The sequence below is a fragment of the Hydrogenovibrio sp. genome, assembly GCF_965140365.1.
Lineage (GTDB): Bacteria > Pseudomonadota > Gammaproteobacteria > Thiomicrospirales > Thiomicrospiraceae > Hydrogenovibrio.
The window spans coordinates 2,087,059-2,103,930 of sequence record NZ_OZ223196.1; the positions used below are offsets into that span (position 1 = coordinate 2,087,059).

The 16,872-nt window shown below is 50.2% G+C and carries 13 protein-coding genes; 7 read left to right on the top strand and 6 right to left on the bottom strand.

The window, feature by feature from the left end:
• Positions 1-39 precede the first annotated feature (39 nt).
• Both AC0KH7_RS09940 and AC0KH7_RS09945 read right to left on the bottom strand, forming a co-directional pair.
• Positions 40-1,242 (bottom strand): EAL and HDOD domain-containing protein, encoded by a 1,203-nt coding sequence (locus tag AC0KH7_RS09940; protein WP_472372998.1) that lies wholly within the window; start codon positions 1,240-1,242, stop codon positions 40-42.
• A 191-nt stretch (positions 1,243-1,433) separates the two neighbouring features.
• Positions 1,434-2,768, bottom strand: coding sequence for a dihydroorotase (locus AC0KH7_RS09945; RefSeq protein WP_472373000.1), 1,335 nt, complete (start codon positions 2,766-2,768; stop codon positions 1,434-1,436).
• Positions 2,769-2,936: 168 nt separating this feature from the next.
• On the opposite strand from AC0KH7_RS09945, the gene yidD reads away from it, so the two are divergent.
• The 3 genes from yidD (at position 2,937) to ppx (ending at position 7,412) form a co-directional block, all read left to right on the top strand.
• Positions 2,937-3,248: a membrane protein insertion efficiency factor YidD gene (yidD, locus tag AC0KH7_RS09950; protein ID WP_472373002.1), complete on the top strand. Its 312-nt coding sequence runs from the start codon at positions 2,937-2,939 to the stop codon at positions 3,246-3,248.
• 351 nt (positions 3,249-3,599) lie between these two features.
• Positions 3,600-5,711 carry a polyphosphate kinase 1 gene (ppk1, locus tag AC0KH7_RS09955; protein WP_472373004.1) on the top strand — a complete coding sequence of 704 codons (2,112 nt, stop codon included), beginning with the start codon at positions 3,600-3,602 and terminating at the stop codon, positions 5,709-5,711.
• Between the two features lie 186 nt (positions 5,712-5,897).
• Complete coding sequence (gene ppx / locus AC0KH7_RS09960; protein WP_472373006.1) at positions 5,898-7,412, top strand: exopolyphosphatase; 1,515 nt, start codon at positions 5,898-5,900, stop codon at positions 7,410-7,412.
• A gap of 8 nt (positions 7,413-7,420) precedes the next feature.
• On the opposite strand, the gene AC0KH7_RS09965 is transcribed toward ppx, so the two are convergent.
• Both AC0KH7_RS09965 and AC0KH7_RS09970 read right to left on the bottom strand, forming a co-directional pair.
• Complete coding sequence (locus tag AC0KH7_RS09965; RefSeq protein WP_472373008.1) at positions 7,421-8,518, bottom strand: ferredoxin reductase domain-containing protein; 1,098 nt, start codon at positions 8,516-8,518, stop codon at positions 7,421-7,423.
• Positions 8,519-8,616: 98 nt separating this feature from the next.
• On the bottom strand, positions 8,617-9,114 hold the full coding sequence (locus tag AC0KH7_RS09970) for a hypothetical protein (protein WP_472373010.1): 498 nt from the start codon (positions 9,112-9,114) through the stop codon (positions 8,617-8,619).
• Positions 9,115-9,387: 273 nt separating this feature from the next.
• On the opposite strand from AC0KH7_RS09970, the gene pyrE reads away from it, so the two are divergent.
• From pyrE to AC0KH7_RS09985, 3 genes are all read left to right on the top strand, one after another.
• A complete protein-coding gene (gene pyrE, locus AC0KH7_RS09975; RefSeq protein WP_472373012.1) occupies positions 9,388-10,026 on the top strand; it encodes an orotate phosphoribosyltransferase in 639 nt (212 codons plus the stop codon).
• A gap of 32 nt (positions 10,027-10,058) precedes the next feature.
• Positions 10,059-10,598 carry a SixA phosphatase family protein gene (locus tag AC0KH7_RS09980; RefSeq protein ID WP_472373014.1) on the top strand — a complete coding sequence of 180 codons (540 nt, stop codon included), beginning with the start codon at positions 10,059-10,061 and terminating at the stop codon, positions 10,596-10,598.
• 254 nt (positions 10,599-10,852) lie between these two features.
• Positions 10,853-14,356 (top strand): methyl-accepting chemotaxis protein, encoded by a 3,504-nt coding sequence (locus AC0KH7_RS09985; RefSeq protein ID WP_472373016.1) that lies wholly within the window; start codon positions 10,853-10,855, stop codon positions 14,354-14,356.
• 101 nt (positions 14,357-14,457) lie between these two features.
• On the opposite strand, the gene AC0KH7_RS09990 is transcribed toward AC0KH7_RS09985, so the two are convergent.
• Both AC0KH7_RS09990 and argB read right to left on the bottom strand, forming a co-directional pair.
• Positions 14,458-15,213 (bottom strand): sulfite exporter TauE/SafE family protein, encoded by a 756-nt coding sequence (locus AC0KH7_RS09990; RefSeq protein ID WP_472373017.1) that lies wholly within the window; start codon positions 15,211-15,213, stop codon positions 14,458-14,460.
• Positions 15,214-15,248: 35 nt separating this feature from the next.
• The gene (gene argB / locus AC0KH7_RS09995) at positions 15,249-16,163 is read right to left on the bottom strand and encodes an acetylglutamate kinase (RefSeq protein ID WP_472373019.1); all 915 of its coding nucleotides are present in this window, start codon (positions 16,161-16,163) and stop codon (positions 15,249-15,251) included.
• A gap of 143 nt (positions 16,164-16,306) precedes the next feature.
• On the opposite strand from argB, the gene AC0KH7_RS10000 reads away from it, so the two are divergent.
• Positions 16,307-16,855 carry a YbjN domain-containing protein gene (locus AC0KH7_RS10000; RefSeq protein WP_472373020.1) on the top strand — a complete coding sequence of 183 codons (549 nt, stop codon included), beginning with the start codon at positions 16,307-16,309 and terminating at the stop codon, positions 16,853-16,855.
• The last annotated feature ends 17 nt before the right edge of the window (positions 16,856-16,872 follow it).

Consider the following 16,872-nt stretch of genomic DNA (forward strand, 5'->3'; position numbering starts at 1 on the left):
GCGGTCCATTCGGGAGTGGCGGCCACAGCCGCCGACGGGTTAAGAATTATCCATCGCCTGCTGCGCCCAGGCTGAAGCCGACAGCAGCAAATTGGCCAAATCGGAAATACCGACTTCCCCATAGCGAAGATTCGCCACGGTTTCACCGGCACTTTCCAATTGCTTCAGGCATGACAATGCCTCGCCCATCGGGCCACGATAATGAATCAAGGCTTCTTTCACATCATCGGACAAGGGCATTTCTTCAAGAATTTCGGAAATTGGCGCTCGGAAAAACGCACCCAGATTTGAGAACAAACCGACCAAAAAGAAGGTGTCACGTTCGCGGGCGTGACCGGTTTTTTCAGCCAGCTTTTCACAGAAATTGGCTCGCATCAGCGAGGTGGTCAACAGTTCTTTCGGCGCATCTTCCAAGTCACCCAACATCATCATATTGACCCAGAACTTCAAGCGTTTCAGCCCCATATACTTCAAGGCATCGGACACAGATTCAACCTTAATGGGAATCATGGTCGCCGGGTTGTTCACCGCCACCAGCAGCTTGTGCGTCAAGGCGACGTCCTGACTCAAAATGCCGGACAGTTCTTCGAATTTGGTTTTGGGGTCGTTAATTTTGGACATCAACTGCAACAGCGTCAGTTTGTTGCCGGTCAGTTTCTGGCCGTTCATCACCACTGGGTTGGTGAAAAAATAGCCTTGAAAATAATCGAACCCGATGCGCTTGAGATAATTGAACATCTCTTCGGTTTCCACCCGTTCCGCAATCACCTTGATGCCTTTTTCATGCAGGTCTTGCAGCATGGATTTGATTTTGACTTCGGAATGGGCTTCGTTGTCGATTTTAACAAAATCACTGATGGACGCGAGTTTGACGCTGGACTCGTCATCGATAAAGTTATCCAGCGCTATGGCCGAGCCTTCCAGTTTCAGCGCCTTCAAACTTTTAAGAATCTCGACGTCCTTATTCACATCGTTGGGAATTTCCAACACGATGTTATGGTTTTGATCGAAACTCGGCCATTTCGCTTTTGCGATCAACTCGCGCGGTAACTGCATCACGGCGGCATGTGAGCCGACAATCGACTGAAAGCCGATTTCGGATTCGGTCTTCTCCAGCAAGTGCTCAGTGGCTTCAATAGTGGTTTGATTGGGGTTCAGTCCTTGGTGAAATTCCAGTTCATACGCAAAGACTTTCATATTACGATCAAGAATCGGTTGGCGGCCAATAAAAACTTCTGACATGTTTCATTCCTATTGCACTCAGAGTGACGCTTTCGTCAACGACGATATGGTTATATTCGATACGTTTTCACGCGTACTCCAAACTTTAACGCCGAGCCAGAACGAACGCAAGCAAAAAAGGTTGAGCAAAGCATAAAGTTCGACTCAACCCACCGCATTCCCGCCAGGCCTGGTGAAAATGCGGATTTCGCTTATCGGGTAAATGTCAGGCGCTGTCCCGGTGTAAACTCAGCGAATTGGCCCTGATGATATTTCAATTCGCCATTGACGATGGTACTCATGACCGATGACTTGAAGGTGTGGCCTTCCCAAGGCGACCAACCGCACTGATACAGGTTGTTTTTTCGGGTGTCGGTATGCGGACGGTTCATGTCCACCAACACCAGATCGGCCGCATACCCTTCACGGATAAAACCGCGTTTTTCAATCTGATAACGGATGGCGACATTGTGCGACGTTTTCTGCACCACGGTTTCCAGGTCGAACACACTGTCATGCACCATATCCAGCAACGCGGTCAACGATTGTTGCACCTGCGGCAAACCGGCCGGCGCGCTGAAATAGGAATCGCTTTGCTTTTCTTCCCAGGTGTGCGGCGCATGGTCGGTGGCGATGATGTCAATCCGCCCCTCTTTCACCGCTTGACGAATGGCATCGCGGTCGGACTGTTGCTTAATGGCCGGGTTGCACTTTATCAAGCTGCCCTTTTCCGCATAATCGTCGGCAGTAAACCATAAATGATGCACACAAGCTTCGGCGGTGATTTTTTTGCCTTCCACTGGCCCGGGGGCAAACAACGCCATTTCCTCGGCGGTGGTCAAATGCAGAATGTGCAAATCGGCCCCGGTTTTCTTCGCCAAATCCACCGCAAAAGACGACGACTTATAACAGGCTTCCCGGCAACGAATGTCCGGATGGTATTGCATTGGAATCGCGTCGCCGTATTTTTCACGATACAGCGCTTCCTGTTCTTTAATCATCGGTGTGTCTTCACAGTGAGTGGTAATCAAAGTTGGGCTGTGGGTAAAAATATCGGTCAACGCCTGCTCGCGATCCACCAGCATATTTCCGGTGGATGCCCCCATAAAAATCTTCACACCGCAGGTTGCGTTCGGGTCCAACGCTTTGACTTCTTCAATATTGTCGTTGGTGGCACCGAGATAAAAGGAGTGGTTAGCCCAGGCGGTTTTCGACGCCAATTCATATTTCGCTTCAAGGTTTTCCAGTGTGGTGGTGGTCGGTTTCACGTTCGGCATGTCCATAAAGGTCGTCGTGCCGCCTGCAATGGCCGCTTTCGATTCAGTCGCGATACTGCCTTTGGCCGGAAAACCGGGGTCACGGAAATGCACCTGGTCATCGATAAACCCAGGCAAAAGGTGTTGTCCGGCCGCGTCGATGGTCACGTCCGCCGCCACCGATAACTGCGGTGCGATTTGCGCAATCACGCCATCTTGAATGAACACATCGGCTTCGAAAATTCGGCCTTCGTTAACGACTTTAGCTTGGGTAATCAATAAACTTTTCATAAAACGGACTCTTGTATTGCAATGCGAATAACATCATTTTAAACCCTTGAACCGATTTGCACAGCGAAAACCCATGAAATTTTCGTATCCTGACAAAATCATCTTCGCGCAACCGTGAATGTGATAAAGTAACACTTTCTATTTTCAACCGAGAAAACCGCTTCCGTCATGAACCCGTTCAAATGGCTTGTCATTCTGCCGATTCGCTTTTACCAGCTATTCATCAGTCCATTACTGGGGCCGCGCTGTCGGTTTTATCCGAGCTGTTCCCACTACACCATTGAAGCGGTGCAAAAACACGGCGCTTTATGCGGCCTATGGCTCGGCATCAAACGGGTCTCTAAATGCCACCCCGGCAATCCCGGCGGCGTCGACCCGGTTCCGGAATGTGGTTGCTCCCATCATGACACCCCACCCTCAAATGACGAACCCGACCAAGAACCCCCTATCACACCCGAGAAAGACAGACCGAAAGACTGACGAAAATTTCATTTTATCGTCATCTAACCATTCTATACTGCTTAGCACGGACGGTCGCCCGAGTAGTTCTTCATTGAATACCACTTGTAAATCCGGGTAGAAAGAGGAAAATATTGAGAGTTTTGCACGAGTAGGACGCGAAGAAAAAATGAGAGAAAATTTGGCTGATTGAGGCGGAAAACGCAGCTAATAGCGAGCTATTAGCCAGTTTTTCAACAAAAATCAGACGGATTTTAGCCATTTTTACTCGTGTAACTATCTCGTGTTTATGCCCTTTGGGTGCAAAGCTCTCATTAAGGTTGGCATCTGGCCAACGGCACAGTCGACCATAACAACAATACAGAGGACGCCATGAAAACCGAAACGACGATTGACACCCCTTACATTAACCAAGAAAAAAGCTTACTTGAATTCAACCGTCGTGTTCTGGCCCAGGCGAAAAACCCCGACATTCCATTACTGGAACGCTTGAAATTTCTATGCATCTCCAGCAGCAACATGGACGAGTTCTTCGAAGTCCGCCTGGCCAGCCTTTACGAACTGCGTAACGACCCGTCAGCACGCACGCAACCGGACAACCTGGCGCCACAGGATGCGATTGAAACCCTATCGGACGTGGCCCACGAATTGGTGGACGACCAGTACCATACCCTCAACAACATCCTGATTCCCGAACTGGAAAAAGAAGGGGTTCGTTTTCTGCGCCGCAACCACTGGACCGACCAACAAAAAGAATGGATCCGTAATTATTTCATCAAATCCTTACAGCCGGTGATGAGTCCGATGGGGTTAGATCCGTCGCACCCTTTCCCGAGACTGCTGAACAAGAGTTTGAACTTCATTGTTTCACTGGAAGGCAAAGACGCTTTTGGCCGTTCCAACGGGCTGGCCATCGTCCAGGTACCCCGCTCCTTGCCGCGCATTATCAAACTGCCGCCGGAAGCCACTGACGGGCCGAACGACTTTGTGTTCCTGTCCTCCATCCTGCACTCCAATGTGTCCAACCTTTTCCCGGGCATGACCGTCACCGGCTGCCACCAGTTCCGCATCACCCGCAACACCAACCTGTTCATCGACGAAGAAGAAGTGGACGACATTATGAGCGCGCTGGAAGGCGAACTGAGCAGCCGACAATACGGCGGGGCGATTCGCCTGGAAGTCTCCGACAAATGTCCGAAAAACATGTATGAATATTTAATGGACCGTTTCAACCTGAACGAAGAACAACTCTATCAGGTCAACGGTCCGGTCAACTTACACCGTTTAAACGCCGTGCCGGATTTAGCAAAACGACCAGACCTGCTGTTCGAACCTTATTCACCACGCCAGTTGACCGTCAAAGAAGCCAAACAAGGCGCCTTTAAGCTTTTTACACGCAACAAGGCACCGCAAACCCTGTTCGATCAAATTCAACAGCGCGACATTTTATTGCACCACCCCTATGACTCTTTCACACCGGTCATCGAATTCCTGCAACAGGCGGCCAAAGACCCGAATGTACTGGCCATTCGCATGACGCTCTATCGTACCGGTGAAAAATCCGCCATTATCGACGCCTTGGAAAAAGCCGCCAAAAACGGTAAGGAAGTCACCGCCGTCGTGGAACTGCGTGCCCGCTTCGACGAGGACAACAACATTATCCAAGCCAACCGTCTGCAAGATGCCGGGGTCAATGTGGTCTACGGGGTGGTCGGTTACAAAACCCACGCCAAAATGATTTTGGTGGTGCGCCGCGAAGGTGAGCAGTTGCGCCATTACGTACACCTCGGCACCGGTAACTACCACCACATCACCACCCGCTTCTACACCGACTTCGGATTATTTTCCGCCAACCCGGACATGGGACGGGACGTCTCGAAAATTTTCCAGCAACTGACCAGTCTTGGCGACACCAAAAACTTGCAAGTGCTGTTGCAATCACCATTCACCTTACAAAGCGGCATGATCGAGCGCATTCAACGTGAAGCGGAAAACGCCCGCCAAGGCAAATCATCCCGCATCATCGCCAAGATGAACGGCTTGCAGGAAAAAAGCATGATTGACGCGCTGTACGAAGCGTCTCAAGCGGGTGTACAAATTGATCTGATTGTACGAGGCATCTGCAGCTTGCGTCCCGGTGTGCCCGGGTTATCGGAGAACATCACCGTCACCAGCATCATCGGGCGTTTCCTAGAACACCACCGGGTCTACTATTTTGAAAACACCGAAGGCGAGCCGGAGCTCTTTTGCTCCAGCGCGGACTGGATGCGCCGCAACCTCTTCTCACGCGTGGAAACCTGCTTCCCGATTTTAGATAAAAAGCACTTCCAACAAGTCTATACCGAAGGGTTGGCCATCTACCTGAACGACAACACCGGGGCCTGGCAACTACAAGCCGACGGCACCTATATTCAAAAAACACCGGCCGAAGGCGAAGAAACGTTCAACGCCCAACGTTGGTTGATTGAAAAGTATTCCAGTTAAACGGCTTTGCTATCCGACTTTGCTCTCGGTAGGCCGACCGCCGCGTCGGCCACAGAACGGCCTCAATCGTTTGCGTCGTACCCCTTTTCGCAGTAAGCTGTCATCAGGGTCAAGGGTGACCGATTTTCATTTTCGCCAAAAGCGAGTACACTATGCCCCTTTTTTTCGCCAACTCAGTAGCTTAAAATGACAGAAACGACTGCCGAACCGACCCCAAACATCTATGCCGCCATCGACCTCGGCTCCAACAGTTTTCATATGGTCATCGCCCGGGAAGTGCACGGGCAATTGCAGATCATTGATAAACACAAGGAAATGATCCGGCTCCGGTCAGGCCTGGACAAAAAAGGGTATCTGACGCCGCAAGCCTTTCAAAACGGTATCGAATGCCTGGAACGTTTCGGTCAGCTGATTAAAAACATTCCTTCGCATCAAATCCGCGCGGTGGGCACCAATACGCTGCGCAATGCCAAAAACAGCCACGAGTTCCTCAGCCAGGCACGTCAAGCGCTCGGCCACAGCATCCAAATCATTGCCGGGCAGGAAGAAGCGCGTTTGATTTATCTCGGCGTCGCGCACGGGTTACCGCAAAACGATGAACAACGCCTAGTGATGGACATCGGCGGCGGCAGCACCGAATACATCATCGGCCAGAATTTTTCCTACAATCACTTAACCAGCACCGAAATGGGCTGCGTCAGCATTACCCAAAAGTTTTTCACAAAAGAAGATATTACCGAAAAGCGCATGAACAAAGCCATCTCGGCCTGCCGTCAGATCATTCGACCGCACTTGGTGAAGCTGACACGCCTGGGCTGGGATTGTGCGCTCGGCGCTTCCGGCACCATCAAAGCCATCGGCACCATTCTAAAAGACAATGACTGGAGCACCTCCGGCATCACCCTCGATGGCATGTACCAATTACGAGATGCTTTGATTGCGTCTGAATCGCTTGCAAGCTCCGGCATTCAAGGGCTTAAAGAAGAACGGGTACCGGTGCTGCCAGGCGGCCTAGCGATTCTCATCGCCACTTTCGAAGAATTGAACATCGACCAAATGCAGGTGTCTTCCAACGCTTTGCGTGAAGGGCTGATTTTCGATACCCTTGGCCGTCTGTTCGCGGAAGATGTGCGTGAAACCAGCGTCGCGGCGGCCCAGGCCTGGTTGAAAATCGACCAACAACAGGCCAATGCCATTGCACGCACCTGTGAAATCTTATACAAGCAGGCGCACAACAGCTGGCAACTACACGACCACGATTACAGTTACGATAAGCTTTTAAATTGGGCCGCCCGTTTGCATGAAGCCGGCATGGCGCTCAGCTACAAGCGTTACCGCCACCACAGTGCTTATTTGATTGAAAATTCCGAGTTGGCGGGGTTCACCCAAGAAGAAAAACAAATGCTGGCGGCCATGTTGCTGAATCATCGCGGCAAGTTTGTGCCGGATGTTTATGAAAAATTTGACGCACCGCACAACACCAAACTGAAATACTTAACCGTCTTACTGCGCTTATCGGTGCGCATCCACCGTGGACGCGAAACCGATATTCCAAATATTTTGCTCTATATCAAGGACGACTGCAGCATCCACTTACAATTCGAAAACGACTGGCTGCCGGAACACCCGCTCACGCAACTGGATTTGGATGTCGAAGCCGGGCGACTGGCTTCCGCCGGTTTCGAACTGACATATCAGTAGCGCCGGAATCAGTAAACGTCGAACTGTACTCGTCGGCTTTTTTTCCAGTCGTGCCACATGTCTTCCGCAGCGGTTTCATCCAAACCGCCTTCGGTTTGTAGAATCTTCAGCAACACGCTTTCCACGCCGACTTTAAGCTGGTTTTTATCGCCGCAAAGATAGAAAAACGCGCCCTCCGACAGCAGTTTCCAAACCGCTTTACGCTCGTCCCAAAGGCGATCTTGCACATACACTTTATGCGCCTGATCACGCGAAAAAGCCGTACGCAGATGCAACCCTTTGGCTTCCCATTCCGCTAGAGTCGCTTCAAACAGATGGCTTTTATCACGATGGGTTTCCCCAAAAAACAACCAGGCCTGGTGGTTTTGCACACACCGTTCTTCCAAAAACCATTCTTGTAAAAATCCGATAAACGGCGCAATGCCCGTCCCCGCGCCAACCATAATAATCGGCGCCGGTTCGCACAAGGCATCTTCCAGCGCATGCGGCAATTTAAAATTGCGATTCTTACTCAAGGCCACATCAATGACATCGCCTGGCTGCAAAGCACTCAAGGCCGTGGTCACCAAGCCTTTACGTTCCCGCTCGGCTCGCTCGAACGCCACCTTGCGATACACCAAGTCCACCCGTTTATCCCCCACCGCCTTCGGTGCCGACGCGATGGAATAATAACGCGGCGCCAAAGGCGCGAGAAATTGACAAAAGGCCAAGCCTTTGAATTGCGGATAAGCTTCCAGCAAATCCACAATGTCGCGCCCCTCGGCGTACGCCATCATTTCCGCACGATCCGCCCACTCGTCCAAGCCTTCCTGACGCTTAAGTTTATTCAAAATCGCCGGGCTTAATTGCGTCAATTCAAGGTGATAATGCAACGCCTCACGGACCGGCATTTCCCCCAATCGACGTAATTCAATGACTTCGTCTCCGGATAATGCCAGCTTACTCAACACCAGCTCAACCAATTCGGGTGAGTTTTCAGCCGAGACCATCAACCAATCGCCCGGCAAATAATCCAGCGATTCCTCAGTTTCCAGCCCGATATGGAACACATCTTTTTCCGGATGTTCAGGGGTTAGGAGCTCATTGAATAGCACTTGGGCTTGCATGGAATGTCCTCACGGTTCGTGTTGACCATTCATTATAGAGTGCAACGGCTTTTTTACAAAACCGTTGCTCGGGAAAAAGGTGACAAAAACAGCGTTAATCAGCCGCGTAGATTTTCAATTAAAACACTCAACCAAGGGGCGGTGGCCAAAATGGTCACCGCCGACATCAAACCGGAAATCAACCCGATACCAACCTGCGGAATCAAGTTATTATTTTTGATTTCAATGTCAGACATTTGACGCTCAACCGCCGAAAAAATATCCACCTGCTTTTTCAATAAGCTGTTTAAGGTGCGGATCTGTTTGAACAAAAGCTGCTGCTCTTTTTCGACTTTTTCACGCGATTTATCGGAAACCGTTTCCAAATCACGCATCTGTTTCGCCAACTGCCCGATCGAGGCATCCATTTGTTTGACCAGACCTTGAATCGCCGTTTTATCGTCCTTTAACCATTCAAAGTCCGGTGAAACCATGTCTTCCATATCCGCTGAATTAAACTCTTCCGCTTGATTTTGCGAACGATGGCGTCTTAACGCCTGTTCCAACAATACGCTTTTTGAGCCAAGGGGTTCCACTTTGCTAAGATCAATCGCCATTTTTTCGTCCTTTATGATATTGGGTCAAAGCCACGAAAACTGTCAATTTTTCGTCACTCGAACGGTCTTTGCATACCCCTCGCAGAATGCGTGCCAATTTCATCGTTTTACAACTACGTCATTGAACGAACACCGTCTAATCGTCCTTTTAGAGTGGTAACAGCCATAAAAAAACCGATGATTTAAAAGACAAAAAACTTTATTATCAAAGCGCTTGAGAAAAGAAACCAGCCTAGTTAAGATAACCTGACAAAAAGGAATGAATAAACACGAATGAACAAAGCAAAATTTATCGAATTTATCATGGAAGCCGGGGTATTGAAGCTGGGCGACTTCACATTGAAATCAGGCCGTAAAAGCCCTTATTTTTTTAATGCCGGCCTATTCAACACCGGCGGGCAACTTGCCCAACTGGCGGAAGCTTACGCGGCCACCATTGCCGACAGCGGTGTCGGGTTTGACGTACTCTTCGGCCCGGCGTACAAAGGGATTCCACTGGCGGCCACCACCAGTGTCGCGCTGGCCAGCGATTTTGCTTTGGACAAACCCTATGCGTTTAATCGCAAGGAAGCGAAAGACCATGGCGAAGGCGGCACCATTGTCGGTCATCCACTGGAAGGGGATGTTTTAATTATCGACGATGTCATCACCGCCGGTACAGCGATTCGCGAATCAATGGACATCATTCAGTCGCACGGTGCCCGTCCGGCCGGTGTGGTGGTGGCACTGGATCGTATGGAACGCGGACAAGGCACCCAATCGGCGATTCAGGAAGTGGAAGCGGAATACGGCATTCCGGTTTTCAGTGTCATCAACCTGAATGATATTATCGATTTTCTGACCGACCAAAGTGACGATACCGCTTTACAATCCATGAAGGATTACCGAGCCAATTACGGCATCGAAGCCTGACAGAACTTGAACAACCAAGAGTAAGCAACGACGTGGCAAATAAACTCCGAGAGCTGTTGTTATTGCGGCATGCAAAATCCGACTGGAAAAAGCCGGACACCGCCGATATCGACCGCCCCATTTCCGACAAAGGGAAAAAAGCGGCGTGCAAAATCGCGCACTGGTTCGGAGAACAAAACATTTGGCCAGACCTGGTGTGGATCTCGCCGGCCAAACGCGCGCAACAGACGCTCAAACGTTTGAATTTGCCCAAAGAGATTCCGGTCGAAACACAAGAAGCATTGTATCTGGCCAATAACGACCAGTTGATAGCTTTATTGTCGACCATTCCGGAACGTTTCGAACGAGTTTTACTGATTGGACACAACCCCGGTTTTGAGGACTTGATTCATTTCCTCATCGGCGATCCGAAAGAGGACGACGCCAAACTTTTGCCGACAGCGGCCTTGGCTCAACTGGTATTAGGGGATAATTGGCAACAACTTTCAGCAGGCGATGGACGCTTATCCCGCATCATTCGGCCTAAAGACATCGCCCGTCCCTGCAAAGAAAAGGATGCACCAGCAAGTTAAAGACGTTTCACTAGGCATGAATAATGCTTTTTAGATTCCACGATTACAATAAGAGCTTTGCATGAGTGGGGCGCGATAGAAAAATGAGATAAAATTTTTCTGAATGAGGCGGAAAACGCAGCGAATAGCGAGCTATTTGCCAGTTTTTCAACGATATTCAGGGAAATTTTAGCCATTTTTATCCGTGCATCCACCTCGTGCAAAGCTCTCAATAATAAATTACACTCTCAATCAATACTGTCAGAGGCACCCGCATGGCACAAACAAATAGACCCCTTATTGATGAACAAGTCGACATTCCGAGTCATTACCGAATTATTTCCCGTACCGACCTTCAAGGTACCATTCTTGAAGCTAACTCGGAATTCATCGAAGTCAGCGGTTACCAAACCGATGAAGTCATTGGACAGCCTCATAACATCCTACGCCATCCGGATGTTCCAAAAGCCGTGTTCAAGGATTTCTGGGACACACTGAAAGCCGGTGCTTCCTGGACACAAATCATCAAAAACCGCACCAAAGACGGCCGCCATTACTGGGTGAAGGCCAATGCGGCACCGATTATTGAAAACGGCCAATCCGTCGGTTACATCTCTGTTTGCACCCCCGCCACCCAATCGGAAATCGCTGCCGCCTCCAAGGCCTATAAAGGCATTAACGCGGAACACCTGGTGATTCACCGAGGCAAAATCCAAAAACCCTCCAGTTATCGCTTTGACCGACTCAACCCGCTCAACCGCATGAACATCATGAGCAAACTGGCGGCCACTGGCACAATTTTGGTTGTACTGGGCTTCGTCATCAGCTCTATTTTGGCCGAAATCGGCTATTTAAAATCCGAAAATGAAAACGCACAAATCCGCAAAGAGCAGATTGTCCGAGACCTCAACAACTACGTCTCCAAATATGAACTCGTCAGCCTGAATACCGCCATCGGTTTAGCCGCCAACCCGGATGTGATTCGTTCATTGGAAAGTGGCGATAATCGTCTTGCCAAAAAAGCCCTGAACGAAGAGTTCAACTTGATTAAAAAAGTGTCCGGACAAACGGTCCGCGCCCATATCCATGATGCCAGCGGCCACTCGTTTCTCCGTTCCTGGCGGGATAAGTCGGGCGATGACTTGAAGTCTTTCCGTTACACCGTCAACCAGGTTCGTGAACGACAAAAGGCGGTGGCCGGTATCGAGCTGGGCCGCGCCGGTGCGGCCATCCGCAGTCTGTCTCCCATCTTTAGCGAAGACGGTTCGACTTTCCTCGGCTCCGTCGAAATCGTTTCCAGCATCAAGTCACTGGTAAAATTTTTACAAAGTGAATCCGTCAACTATGTTTCCTTGTTCACGCCGAATGCCCTGGACATCGCAATCAAAGCCAAAGACAACCCGAAATTCGGCAAGCTGACACTGGCCAGCACCAAAGATTTCGCACCGGAAACCGTCGATAAACTGAGAGCCATCGACCTCAACCGCTTGATTGAAAAGGGCCAGTTAATTGCCAACGACACTTTCTATGCTTTGTCACCGATTACCGATACTAATGGCGATATGATTGGCTATCACATTTTTATCGAGGACATGACCAAGCTCAATGCCTTGAACAAAGCGGCCGCCGACGCGGCTATCGACTCGGTTGTGAATGTCGGCGTCTCCATGCTGGTACTGATCATTGTGTTTATCCTGCTGATCAAAACCGCCGTTATCCGCCCTTTGAAACGCATTGTCGATGTCATGACGCACGCCACCGAGTCCGGTGACTTGAGTACTCGCGTCGATGCCTCGCATAAAGATGAAATGGGGCAATTGGCCGAAGCCTACAATAATCAAATGCAATCCGCGCAAGTCTCACTGGGTGAGGCCGGACGCATGATGAAAGACATTTCCGAAGGCCGCCTGAAAACCGAAACCATCATTCCGATGACGGGTGATTACCAGGTGATGAAAACTAACCTGAACAATGCCTCCAAAGCCTTGCAGGAAACCTTTGGTGAAGTACGCGGCATCCTCAAGGAAATTCGTGCCGGTAACTTCAACTACGAAACACACCATCAAACCCGTGGCGATTTCCGTGAGGCGATGAAAGACGCCCAAGCCGCCATGACCATTCTGAAGGGCGTGTTCTACGAAGTAAACGAACTGATGGGGCAAGTCGCGGAAGGCTTTTTCGGTCGCCGTATCACGTCCAAAGCCGAAGGTGAAATCCAAGACCTGAAAGACAACATCAACGCATCATTGGATAAACTGGAAAGTATCATCCAACAGACCACTCAGGTCATGATTGCTCAAGGCACCGGCGATCTGCGCGCCCGAATCGATATGGAAACCGATGGGACGCTGGCGGTTTTGAAAGCCGGCATCAACAGTTCCGTTACCAATATCGGCAGTTTGCTGTCGCAATCGACTTATTCCATCAAAAAACTGTCGGATGGCACCATTAAAATTTCCAACGACATTTCCGACTTGTCGGCTCGAACGCAACAACAAGCCGCTTCATTGGAAGAAACCGCCGCGAGTATGGAACAAATTACCTCCACCATCCAGCAGACCGCCAATAACGCGAAAGAAGCCAATGAGGCCGCCACAACGTCTCTGACTGAAGCCCGCGAAGCCAATCAGGTGGTGCATAAAACCATTGAATCCATTAATGAAATCAACGAAGCCAGTGCCAAGATTTCCGAGATTACCTCATTGATTGACAGCATCGCTTTCCAAACCAACCTGCTGGCATTGAACGCCGCGGTTGAAGCGGCTCGTGCCGGCGACCACGGTCGCGGTTTTGCCGTCGTGGCGGGTGAGGTACGAACGCTGGCCGGAAAATCGGCCGATGCCGCCAAAGACATTCGTCAATTGATCGACAACACGGTTGAAAAAGTACACGAAGGTGCGAAGCTGGCCGATGAATCCGGTAAGGCATTGGAGCTAATCAACGACTCCATCGCCCGCATCGGCAGTTACGTCAGTGAAATTTCGCAAACAACCGCCGAACAAGCCAAAGGGGTTGAGCAAGTCAATATCGCCATCAGCAGCATTGACCAAGTGACGCAACAAAACTCCACGCTGGTGGATGAAACGGCAGAACGGACGGCTGAAATGAGCCAGCTAGCCGAAAATGTTGATGAACTGATCGGAACCTTTAAAATCGACTTGGATCAAATTGCGTTCCAAACGGCGATGGAAAGCGGTATCTTTACTTTTGCCCATGCTCGCCGGGCCCACCGTCAATGGAAAGGCATCATCACCGCTTATGTAGAAGGCATCGACATCGAATTTGACCACGCGGCCGCCACCGACCATCATAAATGTGCGCTCGGTCAATGGTATTACGGTCCGGAAGGTCAAAAATACATGCACCTCCAGGAAATGAAAGATGTTGAGAAATGGCACGCGGAGTTGCACGCCGTTATCAAACGTATCCTGGAAGCCAACAAAGTCGACGACGTGGAAACCGTAAAACGAGAGTTCCACAACCTTGACACGGCCAGTGAAGAGGTCATCAAATACTTGTCCTTGGCGGAAAAAGCGGTGGTGCGTGAGTCTAAACAGCATGATGCGGCTACACACGCATCAGCGGTTAGCGGGCGCCCTACGCCCAAGCTGCCTTCCCAAAAACCGGAAGCCAAACCGGAAAAGCCAACCGGAAAACCGGGTGACAAACCCGCAACCTCCAACGACAAACCAACTCGTCCGGCACCGGAATCCGGACTACAAAAACCGGCTCCTGCCCAGCCGAAACAGGATGATGGCGATGATTGGGGCGAATTCTAAGCCCCCAGGTCTTAGAAGTCTTAGCCATTCTAACCTGCAAACAAAAAAAGCCCCCTTTGGAAACCCAGAGGGGGCTTTTTTATGGCGTGGAGCGTCCTAAATCAAAGCGCTCGAACAATTAAGGCCACACCGACGCACACAGTGACTATTTCAAAACTGCGTTTCACTAATTGGTTGCCTTTGATAATCGAAAAGTGCGCGCCAAGGTAGCCACCGATTAAAGAGCCCAGTATCAGCGCCGGCAGCCAATCCCACTGAATATGGCCGAGCCATCCTAAGGTGGCGGCCCCAAATCCATTCCAAAAAATGCCGACCAATACCAACGTATAAGCCACCGCAGCCTTATAATCCAAACCGAACCAGACAATCAACCAAAGGGTGACAAACAGCCCGGAACCGGAGGTCAGAGAGCCATTCACCGTACCAATGGCAAACAACACCAAACCACCCAACAGCAGGCCTGGAAGATTTCGGTGTTTCGGATCAAAAGCATGCCCCAAGTCAGGTCTAACATACGAATAGACGCCCAAGCTCAAGGTTAAGATACCGAGTGCCAACTGCGCCCAGTGATCGTCAATTTGCAGAATAAGGTTCGCACCAAGCAGAACACCCGGCAAGCCCGACAGGAGAATCAAACCGACAAAACGAATATCAAATTGAGAGGATTGCAAATGCCGGGCTGTGGCGCCCAGCCCGAGAAAGACACTGGCGAGCTTATGTGTAGCAAGCGCCACACTGAACGGCAAACCCAAAAACAATAACGCCGGTAACTGCAATAGACCGGCACCTCCGCCCGCCAGAGCCGATAAGAGGTTGGCCACAAACGAAATGGCGAACAGCAACAATTGATCCTGCATGCGTCGCTATCCGTTCCCGCTGTTCAACCGAATCATTATCGAGATGTGATCAGGGTGCCGACACCTTCATCGGTGAAGACTTCCAACATGACGGCATGTTCGACACGTCCGTCAATGATGTGAGCGGATTTGACGCCACTCTGCACCGCATCCACCGCACACTGAATTTTCGGAAGCATGCCGCCATAAATGGTGCCATCTTGAATCAACGCATCCACGGTGCTGGCATTCAAGCCAGTCAACAACTCTCCCTGTTTATCGAGCAATCCCGGCGTATTGGTCAAGAGCATCAATTTTTCGGCCTGGAGCGCCTCGGCGACCTTGCCGGCCACCAAATCGGCATTGATATTATAAGAGTGGCCATCATAATCGACGCCCACCGGGGCAATCACCGGGATGAAATCGTCCTGAATCAACATATCCAAAACCTTGGTATTAATGCGCACCACTTCTCCGACGTGCCCGAGGTCAATCAATTCCGGCGCATTCATCGACTCGTTAAAGGTGGTCATTTCCAACTTACGTGCCTGAATCAAATTGCCGTCTTTACCGGTCAAGCCGACGGCGTTGCCTTTATGCTGGTGAATAAGGTTAACGATTTCTTTGTTGACCATACCACCCAAGACCATTTCCACAATGTCCATGGTTTCGGAGTCCGTCACCCGCATGCCCTGAATGAATTCCGATTCCTTGCCAACCCTTTCCAACAGGTTACCGATTTGCGGGCCACCGCCATGCACCACCACCGGGTTCATCCCCACCAACTTCATCAACACGATGTCACGCGCAAAACCGTTTTTCAAGGATTCCTCAATCATCGCATTACCGCCGTATTTCACCACAATGGTTTTACCGGCGAATCGTTGAATATAAGGTAAGGCTTCCGCGAGAACGGACGCGATGTTCTGGGCTTGAGCTTTATTTAAATTCATGGTGTTCTGAACTCTCATGACGGACTCTTAACAAAAGGGATTAAAGCGCCTATTCTACCATTTTAATCACGGATTAACGCCGTAACATATCGCCTTTTGCTTGAGTCGCGGCTTGCGCACCGCTACAATGCAAGCATCCCAAATAATCTAGGAAACCTTTCATGCGATTCACAGCTCTGCTTCTGACATCACTCTTGCTTTTGGCCGGTTGCGAAAGCCTGTCCACCCAACCGTCGGCTTCACAAAGTGATGTTTTGATTAACCTCAAGGGTCAAAATAATGCCGAGGCAACGAAAACGCTTTCCAACGCCTTGCAAGACCGGGGCTACACCGTTCATAAGGTTTCTCAAGATCAGTTTGTGGTGGTGTATAATCAGCATAACTACATTCTGGAACCCAAACTCATTCAAAATGGCTTAAGTCGCATTGTGGTCAGCCGTTTATACGAAATCAAAGAAAAATATCAACATTCACCGAAAATTTTCGTGCTGGTCACGTCTCTGAATCGCAACCTGAATTTCGCAAAATTCTCGATCTTGCCGGAAAATCGTGCCGGTCATGTTCAAACGGCCATCACCTTCATCAATGAAACCGTCTCTCTGGATGAAATTAAACAATTCATCGCTTGGTTTGACGATAGCTTGGCGGAAGTGAAACAGATGGTACCGGCCGAAGCATTGGATATGGTCAAACACCCCGCCAAGCAATAAGCGGGGCTGACAACCGT

Bases quoted from the DNA above. Each gene is read 5' to 3' on its own strand.
- AC0KH7_RS09965 (WP_472373008.1), bottom strand. From the start codon at position 8,518: ATGCAAGCCCAAGTGCTATTCAATGAGCTCCTAACCCCTGAACATCCG.
- AC0KH7_RS09945 (WP_472373000.1), bottom strand. From the start codon at position 2,768: ATGAAAAGTTTATTGATTACCCAAGCTAAAGTCGTTAACGAAGGCCGA.
- AC0KH7_RS09940 (WP_472372998.1), bottom strand. From the start codon at position 1,242: ATGTCAGAAGTTTTTATTGGCCGCCAACCGATTCTTGATCGTAATATG.
- AC0KH7_RS09990 (WP_472373017.1), bottom strand. From the start codon at position 15,213: ATGCAGGATCAATTGTTGCTGTTCGCCATTTCGTTTGTGGCCAACCTC.
- yidD (WP_472373002.1), top strand. From the start codon at position 2,937: ATGAACCCGTTCAAATGGCTTGTCATTCTGCCGATTCGCTTTTACCAG.
- argB (WP_472373019.1), bottom strand. From the start codon at position 16,163: ATGAGAGTTCAGAACACCATGAATTTAAATAAAGCTCAAGCCCAGAAC.
- AC0KH7_RS10000 (WP_472373020.1), top strand. From the start codon at position 16,307: ATGCGATTCACAGCTCTGCTTCTGACATCACTCTTGCTTTTGGCCGGT.
- ppk1 (WP_472373004.1), top strand. From the start codon at position 3,600: ATGAAAACCGAAACGACGATTGACACCCCTTACATTAACCAAGAAAAA.
- pyrE (WP_472373012.1), top strand. From the start codon at position 9,388: ATGAACAAAGCAAAATTTATCGAATTTATCATGGAAGCCGGGGTATTG.
- ppx (WP_472373006.1), top strand. From the start codon at position 5,898: ATGACAGAAACGACTGCCGAACCGACCCCAAACATCTATGCCGCCATC.
- AC0KH7_RS09970 (WP_472373010.1), bottom strand. From the start codon at position 9,114: ATGGCGATTGATCTTAGCAAAGTGGAACCCCTTGGCTCAAAAAGCGTA.
- AC0KH7_RS09985 (WP_472373016.1), top strand. From the start codon at position 10,853: ATGGCACAAACAAATAGACCCCTTATTGATGAACAAGTCGACATTCCG.